This is a genomic window from Paraburkholderia acidiphila, from assembly GCF_009789655.1.
GTDB classification, from domain to species: domain Bacteria; phylum Pseudomonadota; class Gammaproteobacteria; order Burkholderiales; family Burkholderiaceae; genus Paraburkholderia; species Paraburkholderia acidiphila.
Genome location: NZ_CP046911.1, coordinates 799334 through 813594, shown reverse-complemented (window position 1 = coordinate 813594; position 14261 = coordinate 799334). Strand labels below are relative to the sequence as shown.

General features: G+C 61.9%; 16 protein-coding genes and 2 pseudogenes. 6 read left to right on the top strand and 12 right to left on the bottom strand.

Annotated elements, in window-relative coordinates; genetic code table 11:
• Positions 1-32: 32 nt before the first annotated feature.
• From FAZ97_RS27900 to FAZ97_RS27865, 8 genes and pseudogenes are all read right to left on the bottom strand, one after another.
• Positions 33-1115 (bottom strand): NADH:ubiquinone reductase (Na(+)-transporting) subunit F, encoded by a 1083-nt coding sequence (locus tag FAZ97_RS27900; RefSeq protein WP_233271856.1) that lies wholly within the window; start codon positions 1113-1115, stop codon positions 33-35.
• A gap of 57 nt (positions 1116-1172) precedes the next feature.
• On the bottom strand, positions 1173-2843 hold the full coding sequence (locus tag FAZ97_RS27895) for an aromatic/alkene/methane monooxygenase hydroxylase/oxygenase subunit alpha (RefSeq protein WP_158761895.1): 1671 nt from the start codon (positions 2841-2843) through the stop codon (positions 1173-1175).
• Complete coding sequence (locus tag FAZ97_RS27890) at positions 2828-3004, bottom strand: hypothetical protein (protein WP_158761893.1); 177 nt, start codon at positions 3002-3004, stop codon at positions 2828-2830. Before FAZ97_RS27890 ends, FAZ97_RS27895 begins: the two co-directional genes overlap by 16 nt.
• A 290-nt stretch (positions 3005-3294) precedes the next feature.
• Complete coding sequence (locus tag FAZ97_RS27885; RefSeq protein WP_158761892.1) at positions 3295-3498, bottom strand: hypothetical protein; 204 nt, start codon at positions 3496-3498, stop codon at positions 3295-3297.
• A 39-nt stretch (positions 3499-3537) separates the two neighbouring features.
• Positions 3538-4632: a WD40 repeat domain-containing protein gene (locus FAZ97_RS27880; protein ID WP_158761890.1), complete on the bottom strand. Its 1095-nt coding sequence runs from the start codon at positions 4630-4632 to the stop codon at positions 3538-3540.
• A complete protein-coding gene (locus FAZ97_RS27875) occupies positions 4629-5651 on the bottom strand; it encodes a CobW family GTP-binding protein (RefSeq protein ID WP_158761888.1) in 1023 nt (340 codons plus the stop codon). Before FAZ97_RS27875 ends, FAZ97_RS27880 begins: the two co-directional genes overlap by 4 nt.
• Complete coding sequence (locus tag FAZ97_RS27870) at positions 5648-5977, bottom strand: hypothetical protein (protein ID WP_233271855.1); 330 nt, start codon at positions 5975-5977, stop codon at positions 5648-5650. Before FAZ97_RS27870 ends, FAZ97_RS27875 begins: the two co-directional genes overlap by 4 nt.
• A 24-nt stretch (positions 5978-6001) precedes the next feature.
• Positions 6002-7045: pseudogene (locus FAZ97_RS27865) on the bottom strand (NAD(P)-dependent alcohol dehydrogenase).
• A gap of 445 nt (positions 7046-7490) precedes the next feature.
• Here FAZ97_RS27865 and FAZ97_RS27860 point away from each other — a divergent pair.
• The 4 genes from FAZ97_RS27860 to FAZ97_RS27845 all read left to right on the top strand — a co-directional run bounded on the left by FAZ97_RS27860 (position 7491) and on the right by FAZ97_RS27845 (position 10635).
• The gene (locus FAZ97_RS27860; RefSeq protein ID WP_158761886.1) at positions 7491-7889 is read left to right on the top strand and encodes a VOC family protein; all 399 of its coding nucleotides are present in this window, start codon (positions 7491-7493) and stop codon (positions 7887-7889) included.
• 65 nt (positions 7890-7954) lie between these two features.
• Positions 7955-8572 carry a twin-arginine translocation signal domain-containing protein gene (locus FAZ97_RS27855; RefSeq protein ID WP_158761884.1) on the top strand — a complete coding sequence of 206 codons (618 nt, stop codon included), beginning with the start codon at positions 7955-7957 and terminating at the stop codon, positions 8570-8572.
• Between the two features lie 16 nt (positions 8573-8588).
• The gene (locus FAZ97_RS27850) at positions 8589-10169 is read left to right on the top strand and encodes a GMC family oxidoreductase (RefSeq protein ID WP_158761882.1); all 1581 of its coding nucleotides are present in this window, start codon (positions 8589-8591) and stop codon (positions 10167-10169) included.
• Positions 10170-10296: 127 nt separating this feature from the next.
• Positions 10297-10635, top strand: a complete 339-nt coding sequence (locus FAZ97_RS27845; protein WP_158761881.1) for a ribbon-helix-helix domain-containing protein — start codon at positions 10297-10299, stop codon at positions 10633-10635.
• Between the two features lie 31 nt (positions 10636-10666).
• Here the strand turns inward: FAZ97_RS27845 and FAZ97_RS27840 are convergent, their stop codons facing one another.
• From FAZ97_RS27840 to FAZ97_RS27825, 4 genes and pseudogenes are all read right to left on the bottom strand, one after another.
• Entirely contained in the window at positions 10667-11032 is a 366-nt protein-coding gene (locus FAZ97_RS27840) for a CBS domain-containing protein (protein ID WP_233271926.1), read from the bottom strand.
• Between the two features lie 259 nt (positions 11033-11291).
• Positions 11292-11504 (bottom strand): annotated as a pseudogene (locus tag FAZ97_RS35880) (glutamine synthetase); the annotation flags it as partial.
• Positions 11497-11700 (bottom strand): hypothetical protein, encoded by a 204-nt coding sequence (locus FAZ97_RS27830; RefSeq protein WP_158761879.1) that lies wholly within the window; start codon positions 11698-11700, stop codon positions 11497-11499. The pseudogene FAZ97_RS35880 and the gene FAZ97_RS27830, both read right to left, overlap by 8 nt.
• Positions 11701-12108: 408 nt before the next feature.
• Positions 12109-12453: a hypothetical protein gene (locus FAZ97_RS27825; protein ID WP_158761877.1), complete on the bottom strand. Its 345-nt coding sequence runs from the start codon at positions 12451-12453 to the stop codon at positions 12109-12111.
• Between the two features lie 89 nt (positions 12454-12542).
• On the opposite strand from FAZ97_RS27825, the gene FAZ97_RS27820 reads away from it, so the two are divergent.
• Positions 12543-13496 (top strand): pseudouridine-5'-phosphate glycosidase, encoded by a 954-nt coding sequence (locus FAZ97_RS27820; RefSeq protein ID WP_158762447.1) that lies wholly within the window; start codon positions 12543-12545, stop codon positions 13494-13496.
• Positions 13493-14077: a GNAT family N-acetyltransferase gene (locus FAZ97_RS27815; RefSeq protein ID WP_158761876.1), complete on the top strand. Its 585-nt coding sequence runs from the start codon at positions 13493-13495 to the stop codon at positions 14075-14077. The genes FAZ97_RS27820 and FAZ97_RS27815 overlap by 4 nt, the downstream gene beginning before the upstream one ends.
• Positions 14078-14261 lie beyond the last annotated feature (184 nt).

Below are 14261 nucleotides of genomic sequence, written 5' to 3'. Positions count from 1 at the left end.
TCCTCCTTCACGTTTCGGTTATGGACATCCGGTCAGCGAACCGCCTGCGTAAACTTGTCGAAATACAGCCGCTCGGGCGCGACTCCGGCCATTTGAAGAACCGGCATCACCGCCTCGATCATGGGAGTGGGGCCGCAGGCGTAAGCGTCGATCTCGCCCGCGAGCGCTTCCTCTCGCAGCGTGCGGCCGACCACCTCGTGGATAAAGCCGGTCTCGCCCGTCCAGCCGTCGTCCGGTTCGGCATTCGAAAGCGCCGGAATAAAGCGGAAGTCCGGCAGCCTTTGTTCCAGGTCCGCGAACTCGTCGAGATAGAACAGATCGCGCCGGCTGCGCGCGCCGTAGAAAAAGCGGATCGGGCGCGCTTCGCCGCTTTGCACGTGATCGCTCAGGATCGACCAGAGCGGCGACATCCCTGACCCTCCGCCCACGAGCACCATGGGTCCGGGCTGATCCTCACGCCGGAAGCAGGTGCCGTACGGGCCCTTAGCAATCAGCCTGTCGCCCGGACTGAGCCCGCCATCCAGTTGCGACGAGAATGCCCCGTTGGGATACTTCTTGATGATGAATTGCAGCGTCGATTCACCATCGGGCGTATTGGCCATCGAGAACGACCGCGTGATGCCCGCGCCGGGAATCGTCAGGTCGACGTATTGCCCGGCCCAGAAGCGCAACGGTCTCGAAAGCTTCACTTCCAGCAGCCTGATGTCGTGCGTGAGCGCTGTGATCTTCGTGAGCGTCGCGTCATATTCGCTGACCGCGATCGAGCGGCGCATCAAGTCTTCGTCGTAATTCAGCAGTTCGACGGTCAGATCGCTATAGGCCAGCGTGCGGCATAGCAGGATATGGCCGGATTCGCGTTCGTAGTCGGGCAATGCGAAGGTCGAATACTTCTTGAGTTCGACATCGCCTTCAATGAGCAGCGACTTGCAGCTGCTGCACTGCCCCTCCTTGCATCCATGCATCACCGCGATGCCCTGGCGAAACGCGGCGTCGAGCACGGTTTCGCCTTCCGCCACCGACATCTGCACGCCGACCGGCTCGAAGTACACGGTATGGAATATCTTGTCGTCGCCCTGGTCCGCCATCTCGTGCCTCGCTTCTTGCGTATCGCTCATCGTGTGCTCCTGATCCGTCCGGCGGCGAACTGCGCGCCACCGGAGCGGACACCCTGGTCAATTCACCGGATTGATCTTGAAGCCGGCGCGATACTCGGCAATGTGTTTCTCGCGCTGCTCCGGTGTCATGCCGCGCAGCAAGACAAGCGGGCTCTGGATCGTGTAGCCGCGCACATGGTCGAGCGTCCACATCTGCCGGTCGTCGAAGCGCAAATGCGGTTGCGGCACGAGCGTCTTGCCGTCGCTGCGCACGAAGCCCAGATCCTTGATGCAATCGGCGAGGTCCCAGCCGTGGTAGCACTCTTCCCATTGGCGGCGCCCGCTGAAGCGCCCCATTGCCGGTGTCGGTCTGCCTTCGTATTCGTCGGCGAACGCGACCTTGTGCGTCCAGCGGCACAGTTCCGAGCAATAGGTGTACAACTGGCCGTCGACTTCATCGACCACGAAGTCTTCGCGAATCAGGCAGGGCACGAGGCAACTCCAGCAACGGTGCGGATAGACGTAACCGTTTTCCTGATCGAACAGCATGTTGGTTTCGCCCGGCACGCTCTTCTTCGCGTACCACTTCCAGTAGTCGCCGAATTCGGCGTACCAGCCGGGGTACTTGTGCTCGAACCATTCGAAGTCTTTTTCGGTCTGAGCTTCGATGCGCCAGAAGTTGACGGGCCAGCCTACCGAGAAGAACTGCGCGACCTTGTGAACATAGTTCTGCTTGACGATGCGATCCCAGGCGGCGGCGACGTCGTCGTGATGAATCTTGATGCCGTATTTCTCCAGCGGCAGCATGTAGGTGCGGTAGTAATCCTCGTAGATCCACCGGTGCCACAATTCCGCGTACGATTCCTTGTTCTTGTCGCGGTCCGTGGTGCCGTATTCGATGAAGGTGCCGATAGCGGCGTCGACGATCGCATGGTTCTGCCAGAACGCGTAGCGCAGGTCGCGCTCGAGCAGCAGATGATTGTCCGGATCGTTGATGATCGACATGACGAGCGAGTGGCCATTGCCGATATGGCGGCTTTCATCCGACTGCACGGAAAGGAACACGGTCGGCAACGCATAATCGCCGTTGCGGGCCGCTTCCGAGGGCATCGCGACAAACAGCGTATTCGTGAACGCCGTTTCGGCCACTACCTGCAGGAAGACGTTGGCGGCCGTCACCGCGTCGCCAGTGAGGAAGCCCTCGGCGAACTGGCGGCCGATCGTGGTGGCATAGCACTTGCCAAACGCGGCTTCCGTAATATCGAACCCGGCCGGATCGATGTAGTTTTCCATGTACCACTTTTTCAGGTTCATCTGAATCGTGGAGTGCCGGAACTCGTCGACCATCTGCATCGTAAAGCCGGTGCGCAAGTCTTCGCCCGGCGCGAGCCGGCCGAGCATCGCCATTGAACGCGCCGCCGAAATTTCGGGGAAAGGAATGATCGCGAGGAACAGCTTCATCCATTCCACCCAGCGGGGCTCGACGTTGCGGAACATGTCGCCGCGCAATGCCGCGTCGAGTGCGCCGTACACGCGGTTGTCCTTCTCCTCCTGCATCGGGAAATAAGAGCGCAGCACCTGTTTCATCGGGTCGCGTGGCGCCTTGCTGATCTTGTAGTCCGTCGGGAAGGTCATGGCCTCCTGGACATAACTCGGAGTCCAGCCAAGATCGGCAACGCGGCGAGCCGCTTCGCCAATGCTGATACCGCGCTGGGACGTGATCTTGTTGAGCGTTAATCCATCAGACATTGATCTCTCCTGGTTTCATTTCGATAACTGCCGCGATGCGGCGCTTCGGACAGACCCGCCAGCGCCGCGACCAGAGTCAACAACACGGGCGGGCCGTCTCGTTGGCAAGCGAAAAGAGCGGAGAAGGAATCGAAGCGCAGGCCTGCCGGACCTGACTTCATGATCGTGTCTCCTGCTGTTTTCGTTTTGCGTTTCTCGACGTCAACGCTTTCGGATTGACCTGCGCTTATAGAGCGATAAGCGTGCCAGACGTAGTTGTTTTTGCCGCTTCAAGCCGGGTAACGTGCACAGGCTATGGCTGGAAAATCCCGCAGTGCGCCATGTTTTGTTCTGCGACAACGCCAGTTCACGATGCTGTCCGATATTGGGACGTTCGGCCAAGACCACCGTGAATTTCAGTTCGGATACCTTATTTAACGATACGAATGTCGAAACGAAATACACGACACGGTTAACGGACCATGCCACCCTGGCTTTCAGTCGCTAGAATCGCGCTTTGACCGGTGTTTCCGGGAGATTTCCCTTCAGCGACAAAGCGTGCCGTCAGAATGAGCACACCTAGTGCGAAATCCTTGCCATACGTTTCGATCATTTCGTCTGCCAGCTTGCCAACGCGCTCGAAGCATTGTTCTTTCGAAGTGAGTCCGGTATTCATGGTCGTCCCTGTCTGGATAGGTGGGGGAGCACTGCCCGCTTACCTGCTTCGTTCGAAGCGAAACAACTCTTCTGGCAGAAACACCAGCGCCAGCTCGCCCGCCTCGGTTCCCAGCGCAAGGCGCCGACCGTCTGGCGCCCAGACCATCGCACTAACCGCGCTGTTGCCAGCACCCTTGATGAGCAAGATGTCGCTGCTGCCTGGCCGGCACAGCAACACCTCGCCGCTGTGATAAGCGACTGCGATAAGCGGATCGACGGGATGGCAGGCTGCGATGCTTACCGGCGTCTTGCCCGTGATACCGCATTCGTGCGGCTCGTCATTGGCTCTGGGTGGATCGAAACGCCAGCACACCGCGCGCATGCCGCCGCTCGTGGCAAGAAAGCACCCATCGGCGGAAAACGATAACGAACGCGGCTGCCCGGGGTAGCCGCCCATTTCGATGTCCGCACCGTCTGGCAGCCGCCAGCCATGCAGCGCGTTTTCCTCCATGCCGCTCACGAGATAGCGGCCATCTGGACTCCAGACCATGTTGCGGTGATAGCCCGGCCACTCGAGCTGACGCTCGCGCAACGTGTCAGCTGCCCATAGCGTGACGCCGTCGCGATGCGAAATGGCCAAACGCTTGCCTGGCGGGTCGAAAGCCATGAAGGTCGCCGATCCCGGCAGCGTCAGACACGCGGGTTTCGGTCCCAGCCAATGAACCCTGCGGCCGCTTGCATACGCTCGGCCACCGGCCGGACTGGCGGCCACCCGGTCGATCCACACCCCGGTCTCATGCGCGATCAATTCGCTCGTGCCATCGAGTCGCAGATGAACGAGACGACCGTCGTCGCCACCGCTGAGGAATCCCCCTCCTGGGTCGGCGGCAAGGGCGAGGCACGTGCCCTCGTGCACGCTGAAGCGTGCGAGCGGCGCGGGCGGCACTTGCGCCTGCACGAACTCGACGCCGCCGCTCTCGCGTGGCTTGAGTCGAGGACCGCCGTGCCAGACGCCCGTGGCGATCGCCAGCGTACCGTCGCCCAGCGCGAATCCCGCGCATTGCCCCGACGTGTCCCACACGACATCGACGACAGGGGCGTCGCTTTGCCAGCGCGCCCCAAGCAGATCGATCAGAAAATGTGGCGCGTTCATGCATCGACCTCGCAGTGTCGAATGCTTTCGCGCAATTCGCGCCGGTCGAGATGACGGCCGATGAATACCAGGCGGCTATCGCGTGGTTCGCCGTCTCGCCACTGCCGGTCGAAGGCGGTATCCATCGTCATGTGCACGCCCTGAAACACAAAGCGGCGCTCCGATCCTGCAAGATCGACAATACCTTTTGCACGCATCAGGTCCTGGCCTTGCTCGGCCACTAGTTGCTGCAGCCAGGAGAGGAAGCGCGTTCGCTCGAGCGGCCGCTCGACACGCAGCGATACGCTATCGATGCCGTGACTATGGCGACCTTGCCTGACAGCCGCGCCGGCGCGAAGCGGTACGGCGCGGTAAGTCCATTCGCCGCGCGGCGCAGCGCTGCTTTCACCCGGCGGCGCGACCAACTGCAAGCGCTTGAGATCGAACGCTCCGCGATCGAGCAACGCGGCAAGCGGTATTTCGCAGCGGACGCTAGTCAACCACTCGGCAGTCGGATTGATGCGCCGCACGGCGTCTCGAACCGAAGCAAGGGTGGCCGCATCGACAAGGTCGATCTTGTTGACCAGTACGATATCGGCCTGCGCGAGTTGCTCCGCGGCCTCGCGGCTGTCCGCGAGGCTCGCCGCCAGATGCGCCCCGTCGGCCACGCAGATCACGCTGTCAAGCCGCGTGCGCTGCCGGATCTCATCGTCGATGAAGAAGGTTTGCACCACCGGCGCGGGGTCGGCCAACCCGGAAGTCTCAATCAGAATCCCGTCGAAGCCATCCTTGCGCTTGACGAGCGACGATACGACGCGAATCAGATCGCCGCGCACCTTGCAGCAGACGCAGCCGTTATTCAGTTCGATGACTTCGTCCTCGGCGCCGACGACGAGGGCCCCGTCAATGCCAATGGCCCCGAACTCGTTGACGACCACGGCATAACGCCTGCCGTGCTGCTCGCGCAGAATGCGATTGAGCAAGGTGGTTTTGCCGGCACCGAGAAAACCGGTGAGCACGGTTACCGGGATGCGGTTCATTGCCAGCCCCCTTGTGCGCCGGACGTCATTCGACTGTCGAGGCGGGCCAGATCGCTTTCAAGCCGCTCCCGGTCGGACTCGATCGCCCGCAACGCGTTTTCGGCCTCGCGAAAACGCCCGCGCAATTGCTCGATATGCGCCGCCCTCTCTGGCGAAGCGCCGTCGCGCTCTTCGCCGGCGAGTGCGCAGGCCAGTTCGATCTCCGCGCCCGCGCGCCGGCTTTCCCCGCGCAAATGGCGGGAATTCACTTCGGTTAGCGCAATGATCAAATGCATGCGCTCGAAAAGCGAGGCTGCGTCGCGCTCCATGGTCACGGCAATCTCCACGCTGAAGTCATCCCGCCGAAGCCATTACGGAATCAACACCGCCCGTCCTTTGACCTTCCCGTGATGCAGATCCTTGAGCGCCTGGTTCGCCTCGCTCAGGCGATACTCCCGTGTGGACAGATGGACGAGGCCTCGGTCGGCGAGCGCCATCAGTTCCACGAGTTCGGGATACGTGCCGACCAGGTTGCCGACAATGGTTTTCTCGCTGGTGATCATGTCGATGGTCGGCAATTCGATTTTTCCGCCATAACCGACGATGTAGTAGAAGCCGCCGTTGCGCGTCATGGCGAGGCCTTTGGCGATCGCGTCGCCTTCGCCAACAAAATCGATGACGGCTTCCGCGCCATTGCCACCGGTGAGTTCGAGCACACGCTCGACTTCTTCGCCGTTCCCCTTGACCGTGTGATGCGCGCCGCATTCCTTCGCCAGCTGCAGCGCAACATCGGAGCGATCGACCACAATGATTTCAGCCGCGCAGAGTGCCTTTAAAACCTGAATACCTATATGCCCGAGGCCTCCGGCGCCGATCACGACGGCAAACTGGCCGGGCAGCAAATGGCGCGATGCTTTTTTTGCGGCGCGGTATGCGGTCAAGCCAGCGTCCGTGTAGGGCGCAACGTCCTTCGGTGCGAGCGATTTCGGCAGCTGGATCAGCGAGCGCTCGCCCGTCAGCAGATATTGCGCATAGCCGCCATTGGCGTTGATGCCGGGAAACCGGCTGTCCGTGGCATGCATATCGTCGCCGCGCCGGCAAGCGAGGCAATGTCCGCTCGTTACGAGCGGATGGCAGATCACCGGGTCGCCGACCTTCACGCTCTCCACGCCGCGCCCCACCTCTTCGACCCAGCCGGCATTTTCATGGCCCATGATGTAGGGCAACGCCACGTCGACCTTGCTGCGCCAGATGCCTTACACGACGTGCAGATCGGTGCGGCACACGCCCGCGCCGCCAATCCTCACCACCACGTCGGTGGGTCGCACGATCTTTGGATCGTCCACCTCTTCGTAGCGCACGAATTCTTCGCGAGTCAGCGACTCGTCGTACTGATGCAGCACGGCAGCTTTCACTTTTTGTCTCCTCCGTTCATGAATGGCCGGACAACGCACGAGCGATTGGGACTGGATTGATGGCGCGCGTCGGATCTCGATTACGCAATGTCCATGCCAAAAGGAGGAGAGGGCAACGAAGCCGTCCGCAGCCGACGCGCCGGCGTAAAGGAAGAGGTGTCGCCTGCGGCGGCGAACCTGCGGATCCGCAGGCCAACTGTCGCAAAATCGGACGCTCAAGCGACGTGAGGATCGACAGGGTGTCCGAAAATGAGACGCATCGCGCAGAACGTTTTCGCACGACGCAGCCGAACCCGCTGGCATTCGAGGGTAAGTCCCGACCCGGATTTAGCCGGCCATTACCTTTACGCCGTTCGCGCGCCTAAACTGACCTCACTGCGCTGACCTTACCGCGCACAACGCAAGCCAGGCGCGTGGCCACTGCCGCAGACCGAGGAGACAACGCATGCCCAAGCTCGTTCACACGATGATTCGCGTGCAGGACCTGTCGCGCTCGCTCGACTTCTACGACAAGGTGTTCGACTTCAGGGTCTCGCACCGGCTCGACTTCCCCGATTTCACGCTGGCCTATTTGCGCAACGACGAGGCCGACACGGAAATCGAACTCACCTGGAACAAGGGCCGTGCCGATCCGTATTCGCATGGCGACGGGTACGGCCACGTAGCCTTCGTCGTCGACGACGCAAAGGCCGATCGACAGCGCCTGCTCGACATGGGCCTCGCGCCGAACGACCTGCGCGAATTCCACGCGGACGACGGCTCGCTGATCGCCCGTTACTTCTTTATCCAGGACCCGGACGGCTACAAGATCGAAGTTCTGGAAAGGCATGGCCACTATCAGTAGCGACCGTGCGCAGGGCCGCGTTTGTTTGTTTGATGCATGGCATGAGACCAATACAGGAGACAACAATGAGCCCCACGATCATACCGATAGAGCACGAACCGGACGCTCACGCGGTGGAGAGCGCCATGCGCATCAAGCTCACACGACGAGAGCTGCTCAAAGGCACAGGAGTCCTGACGGGTACGCTGGCGCTGTCCTCCACGCTCGCGATGTTCGCGCCCAGCCGGGTGTGGGCACTCGAACTCCAGGGCCTCGACACGCACCAGGGCGACGTCCTGCTCGCGTTCACGCGCCAGCTCTATCCGCATCCCACGCTGGACAACGCGGTCTATGCACTCGTCGTCAAGGACCTCGATGCGAAGGCGCAAAAGGACCCCGCCGTTCGCAAGCAACTGGCCGACGGCGTGAAGCAGCTCGACGCGACCGCCGGCGGCTCGGACTGGGCGAAGCGCGATAACGCGGCACAGGCGCGCGACGTCGCCGCGCTGGCCGGCACGCCATTCTTCACGACTGTGCGCAGCACGGCAATCGTCTCGCTGTACAGCAACACGCTGGCTTACCAGCACTTCGGCTATGGGGCTGCCGAGGGCGACGGCGGCTACCTGTACAAGGGTTTCAACAACTTGTCGTGGCTGCCCAATCCCCCGGCCGACGAAAGCGGCCCGCTTCCCAAAGACAGTTGAGCACAGGAGACCGAACATGGATCTGAACCAGAAGCGCTTCCCGCTCAACGACAGCAACGTGGTCGTCGTCATAGGCTCGGGTGCGGGCGGCGGCACGCTCGCGAACGAACTCGCCCAGAAAGGCATCGACGTCGTCGTGCTCGAAGCGGGCGCCATGCATACCCAGGCCGACTACGTCACCGACGAATGGGGCTCGTTCCAGTTGCTCTCGTGGCTGGACAATCGCACGACCTCGGGCACGTGGCGCGTCGCCAAGGACTTCCCGAATCTGCCCGCGTGGATTTGCAAGACGGTGGGCGGCACGTCAACGCACTGGGCCGGTGCGAGCCTTCGAATCCAGCCGCACGAATTCAAGGCGCGCACGACCTATGGCGACATTCAAGGCGCGACGCTGCTCGACTGGCCGCTCACGCGCGAGGAACTCGACCCGTACTACGACCGCGCCGAGAAGAAGCTTGGCGTCACCCGCACCAACGGGCTGCCGGGCCTGCCGGGCAACAACAACTTCAAGGTCATGGCGGCTGGCGCGACGAAAGTCGGCTACACGCAATGCAACACGGGCCACATGGCGATCAACAGCGTGGTGCGCGACGATCGCAGTCACTGCTTCCAGCGTGGCTTCTGCTTTCAGGGCTGCCGCACCGGCGCGAAATGGTCGACGCTCTATACGGAACTGCCGCGCGGCCAGGCCACGGGCCATCTTGAACTGCGCACGCAAGCCCATGTGGTGCGCATCGAGCACGACACGCGAGGCAAAGCCACCGGTGTCGTCTATTACGACGCGCAGGGCAAGCTGCAACGCCAGAAAGCGCGAGTCGTGGCAGTCGCGGGCAATTCGATCGAGACGCCGCGTCTGTTGCTGAACTCGCATTCCGGAAAGTTTGCCGATGGCCTCGCCAACACTTCCGGGCAGGTCGGGCGCAACTATATGCGGCACACAACGGGCTCCGTGTATGCAACGTTCGACCAGAAGGTGGAAATGTACAAGGGCACGACGATGGCCGGCATCATCGAGGACGAGGCGAAAAACGATCCGAAACGCGGTTTTGTCGGCGGTTACCACCTGGAAACCATCTCGCTCGGACTGCCGTTCTATGCCGCCTTCCTGAATCCGGGCGCCTGGGGACCGTCGTTTGCGCAAGCCATGGATCAGTACGCCTACACGGCCGGCATGTGGATCGTCGGCGAGGACATGCCGCGCGCCGACAATCGCGTGACGCTCAACGACAGCGTCAAGGACCAGTATGGCCAGCCCGTCCCGAACGTCCATTTCGACGATCACCCGAACGACGAAGCCATGCGCGAGCATGCGTTCAAGCAGGGCTCCGCCGTGTATGAAGCGGTAGGCGCGAAGACGGTCTACCGCGTGCCGCCCTATCCTTCCACGCACAATCTCGGCACCTGCCGGATGAGCGCAAGGCCAGAGGATGGCGTGTGCAACGCGCATGGACAGACGCATGACGTGGCCAATCTGTTCGTTTCCGATGGCAGCCAGTTCACCACGGGCGCCGCCGAAAACCCGACGCTCACGATCGTCACGCTCGCGATCCGCCAGTCCGATTACATTGCCGGACAGATGAAACGCCACGCGATCTGATGACAAACAGCACAAGCAGCCCTGGCGGACGAGCGCAGCACGGGAGGGCTGCGTTTTCCGGCCGGGGAACTTGCGCGTATGTTCGCAGGGAAAGACTTCTCCCAATCAAGACTGAAGGAGATCGAGCATGTGCAGAATCTACGTCAACGCAGACCCGATCCTTTACGAATCGCGCACGCGATCATTGCGCATTCACGGCGTGATCACAACCGTGAGGCTCGAAAATCTGTTCTGGGATGTATTGCAGGAAATCGCCGCGCGCGAAAACATGACGACGAGCCAGTTTGCGGTGAAACTGTACGACGAACTGATTGCGCTGCGCGGCGAGCCGCCGACCAACTTCGCATCGTTTCTGCGGGTGTGCTGTTTGCGGTATCTGTCATTACGCTCTGCGAAGGAAGATGCGCCTGCAAGCGCGGCCGCGTCGGGTAGCGACTTGCGGCCGCGCATTCTGAAAACGGTTTGAATCGGCTATGAGCGGCGCCTTGCGCGCGCGCTCAGTAGGCGCCGCCAGTGTCGATAGTCAGGTAGAGCATGTCGTGCTCGAGCATGCTGATGAAGCGCTCGTCCTCCTGGATCAGTTCCTCAAGAACGTCGCCGCTGGAAAGGACGCCGATCACCTGTCCTGCATCGATAACCGGCAGATGCCGGATCCGCCGGGCATGCATCAACGTCAGGCATTGCTCACAGGTGTGCTGGGGCGTGACGTAATACACCTCCGTGGTCATGATCTCGCCAACCTTCGTCCCGGCGGCGCTGCGGCCGGCCAGTTCGACCTTGCGGGCGTAATCGCGCTGAGACAGGATGCCGACGAGATCGCGCCCGTGCAACACCAGCACGGTCGTGACATCCTGGTCGGCCATCAGACGCAGCGCCATGAGCACCGCGTCGGCGGGGCCGACCGAAATCACCTCCCGAGGGTTCCCGGACAGCATTTGTCTGGCAGTCTTTCTCTCCTTTTTCATGGTCGTCTCCCATAGAGGACCGGCATTTGCGCGCCGATGCCATCGATTTGCCCGCGAAGGATGGGGAGCGTTCGCAAAGCCCGTGTAGTCACCGGGGAAAGTGGTCCGCCGCAGGTACGTTGCGGCCTTTCTCGCGATGTGGCGCGGATCGCGCGAACCCGTCGAAGCCGATGCCATTTTGAAAGCGGTCTTCATGCACCTCCGGCAGCGTGATCGAAAAGTGCTGTCAAAGACCAGGCAGATCGGTGAACTTGAGATCGACGATCTGGATCTTGTGTTCGCGCAGCTGCGGGCGGTCAGGACGCGAAACGCGATATCTGCCGGCGTCGACGGATACCTCGAACGTCAGCGCCCCCGCGCAACTACTGATCGTGTGTCAGCGCTTCGAGACGGGCGTTGCCCGCGTCTTGAGCCGCACGCTGCGTCGCGTAGGGTTCTTCGGCTACGAGCGAGCGGCGCACCTCGCGTGCATCGAAGTCGACGAGCGAGATCACCCACACCCAGCCGCCGATCTGTTCGGCCGTCTGCACGAATGCGCGCACGTCGCCTTTGTCCTTGGTGTTCATTTGACCTCCTCAATAGATAAACACACGAAGCGTCGCCCGTGCCGCACCGTGGCGTGACATGGGCTACGCGCTCGCTGGGCCACGGATCAAGGCAAGCCGATGGTCGCGCCGGGCTCGCTCTTGTTGAAGGCTCGCCGCGCTCACGTGCGGACGTTCGCCGCGCCAATCGCGCACTCCAACTCCCCTGTCATTGACATGACCTGGCCAGCCCGTTGCGGGCTGTTCTCGATGGCGGGGATGCCCTGAGCGGTGAATGGTGTGAACACTACATAAGTCGCCACCACGGTTCGCCTTGATAAGCAAACGCTGCGGGTCAGCCGCGTGAAACAGGGCGCTGCTGCACCCGGCCCCCGCGACACTTCATTTTAGGCAATGGAAACGGACATACCACGGGTCGTCCTGCGCCGATCACCGCCCGCTCAGCTTTCGAAGGATTTTCTGCACGATGCGCTCGTGCCGCTCGAGCGCCTCAGCGAGCGTGCTGGCGCCAAAGCTTTCGTTTTCCTCGCGCGCTTTCATGCCGGCGATGCGCGTCACGAAGAGCGCGGGTTCACCGGTCCTCGCCGCGGCCACCCCGCGAAAGCGCGTCGTGACGGTCACGCCGGACTCTTCCAGCAGCGTGCGGCGAAAAACCAATTCGTTCCCGGCCAGCCAGCGCGACCACTCGCTGCGATCGAACACCTCGACGGGCCGGTTCTTCGCATCGAGGATGTAGAAGTGTTCGCCCTGAGGCGGGATAGAGCGGGATTTCATCGTTGTGAAGGCGCAAGCAGGAAAGCGATCCGCCGTCGAGCCGTCCTATGCTTCATACTCAAGTCCACGATACCCGAAGACTCAAGCACATGGTTGCAGACCTCGCACACGCCTGGTTGGCATTCAGCACCGCTGTAACCGCTGCAAAAGCCGCCGGCCGCCCGCTTGTCGCGCTAGAGTCGAGCATCATCGCTCACGGCATGCCGTATCCGGAGAACATTCGCACTGCGCGCGAGGTGGAGTCCCTGATCCGCGCGGCGGGAGCCGAACCGGCTACGATTGCGCTGATCGGAAGGCGAATCCGCATCGGCCTGTCCGACGACGAGCTGGAACTGCTCGGGCGCTCGGACCACGTGCACAAGGTTAGCCGGCGCGACCTGCCAGCCGTGCTGGCGGGCGGCGGGCTTGGCGCGACAACCGTGGCTGGCACGATGATCTGTGCCGCGCTGGCCGGCATCGAAGTCTTCGTCACCGGAGGCATTGGCGGCGTACACCGGGGCGCCCAGCAGACCTTCGATATCTCCGCCGACCTGCAGGAATTGGCGACGACCTCCGTGGCGGTGGTTTGCGCCGGCGCGAAGTCCATCCTGGACATCGGGCTCACACTGGAATATCTGGAAACGCACGGCGTGCCGGTGCTCAGTTGCGAGCAGGACAATTTCGCTGCCTTCTACACGCGCGACAGCGGCTATCGCGCGGACTTCAGGCTGGACGACGCAGCCGGGCAGGCGCGCTTCATCCGCACCAAGTGGGACCTCGGCCTCAAGGGCGGCGTCGTGTTAAGCACGCCGGTGCCGGAAGCGGCGGCGATGCCTTCTGAAGAAGTCGACGCGCTGATTCAGCAGGCGCTCAACGAGGCCACGGCGCAAGGCATAACCGGCAAAGCGGTGACCCCCTTTCTTCTCGCGCGCATCAAGGCGCTGACCGGTGGCCGAAGCCTCGCGACAAACATCGCGCTCGTGAAACACAATGCCGAGGTCGGGGCGCGGCTGGCGCTGGCGTTGGCGCACGCAGAGCGCGGGAAAGGCGAGGTCTTGCCGTGACCACCCCCAAGGTCATGATCCGATGCCTGCAGCCGGACGAATGGCGTCTGTTAAAAACGCTTCGTTTAAGAGCGCTTGCTTGCGACCCTGAGTCGTACTGGGAGACGGTGGATGAAGCCAGCGCTCGCGACGACCTGTACTGGAATACCTGCGCCAGCAGAGTCACGACGCCCCAGGGGTCCCGAATGTTTATCGTCGAGCATGCGGAAATCGTTGCCGCTTTTGTTTTCGGCGTGAAAAAGGACCATGACGAATATAGCGTCGGGGGCCTTTGGGTCGATCCGGCTCACCGTCGAAAAGGATTTGGGAGCTTGCTGGCGCAACAGGTCGTCACATGGGCAAGAGCGGATTCGCCTGCTGCCGTCATTCGCCTCTGGTGTCACACTGGATCGGCACTCGCGTTCTATCGACGAAACGGCTTTCAATCGCTGGATAGATTTCGAACCCACGACCTTGATGGCCGTCGGATAGTCGAGATGGAGTGGCGCGGCACTCGATGGCCAAGTGGGTCGAATCCCCCTCGAAAACGCGCCGATCGCGCCCCTAAAAATCCGCGCGACCCCGCTAAATCGCCGGATTAAAAGGTATTTATCCACCAATCCCTTTTTTCGCGCGCCGCACAACGCAGGCATAATTCCAGAGGAGCAGCGCGATAAAAAGGGTCGTTTTCGTATTCCTGAATATCTAAGGACTACGCAAGGCGAGACGTTCTTGCGCCTCCCGTCCCACGATAGGTTTTCTGGCGTCGCCGTCGCGGCGCGAGAC

Coding starts and splice junctions, on each gene's coding strand:
- FAZ97_RS27900 (WP_233271856.1), bottom strand. CDS start 1,115: ATGAGCGATACGCAAGAAGCGAGGCACGAGATGGCGGACCAGGGCGAC.
- FAZ97_RS27895 (WP_158761895.1), bottom strand. CDS start 2,843: ATGTCTGATGGATTAACGCTCAACAAGATCACGTCCCAGCGCGGTATC.
- FAZ97_RS27890 (WP_158761893.1), bottom strand. CDS start 3,004: ATGAAGTCAGGTCCGGCAGGCCTGCGCTTCGATTCCTTCTCCGCTCTT.
- FAZ97_RS27885 (WP_158761892.1), bottom strand. CDS start 3,498: ATGAATACCGGACTCACTTCGAAAGAACAATGCTTCGAGCGCGTTGGC.
- FAZ97_RS27880 (WP_158761890.1), bottom strand. CDS start 4,632: ATGAACGCGCCACATTTTCTGATCGATCTGCTTGGGGCGCGCTGGCAA.
- FAZ97_RS27875 (WP_158761888.1), bottom strand. CDS start 5,651: ATGAACCGCATCCCGGTAACCGTGCTCACCGGTTTTCTCGGTGCCGGC.
- FAZ97_RS27860 (WP_158761886.1), top strand. CDS start 7,491: ATGCCCAAGCTCGTTCACACGATGATTCGCGTGCAGGACCTGTCGCGC.
- FAZ97_RS27855 (WP_158761884.1), top strand. CDS start 7,955: ATGAGCCCCACGATCATACCGATAGAGCACGAACCGGACGCTCACGCG.
- FAZ97_RS27850 (WP_158761882.1), top strand. CDS start 8,589: ATGGATCTGAACCAGAAGCGCTTCCCGCTCAACGACAGCAACGTGGTC.
- FAZ97_RS27845 (WP_158761881.1), top strand. CDS start 10,297: ATGTGCAGAATCTACGTCAACGCAGACCCGATCCTTTACGAATCGCGC.
- FAZ97_RS27840 (WP_233271926.1), bottom strand. CDS start 11,032: ATGGCCGACCAGGATGTCACGACCGTGCTGGTGTTGCACGGGCGCGAT.
- FAZ97_RS27830 (WP_158761879.1), bottom strand. CDS start 11,700: ATGAACACCAAGGACAAAGGCGACGTGCGCGCATTCGTGCAGACGGCC.
- FAZ97_RS27825 (WP_158761877.1), bottom strand. CDS start 12,453: ATGAAATCCCGCTCTATCCCGCCTCAGGGCGAACACTTCTACATCCTC.
- FAZ97_RS27820 (WP_158762447.1), top strand. CDS start 12,543: ATGGTTGCAGACCTCGCACACGCCTGGTTGGCATTCAGCACCGCTGTA.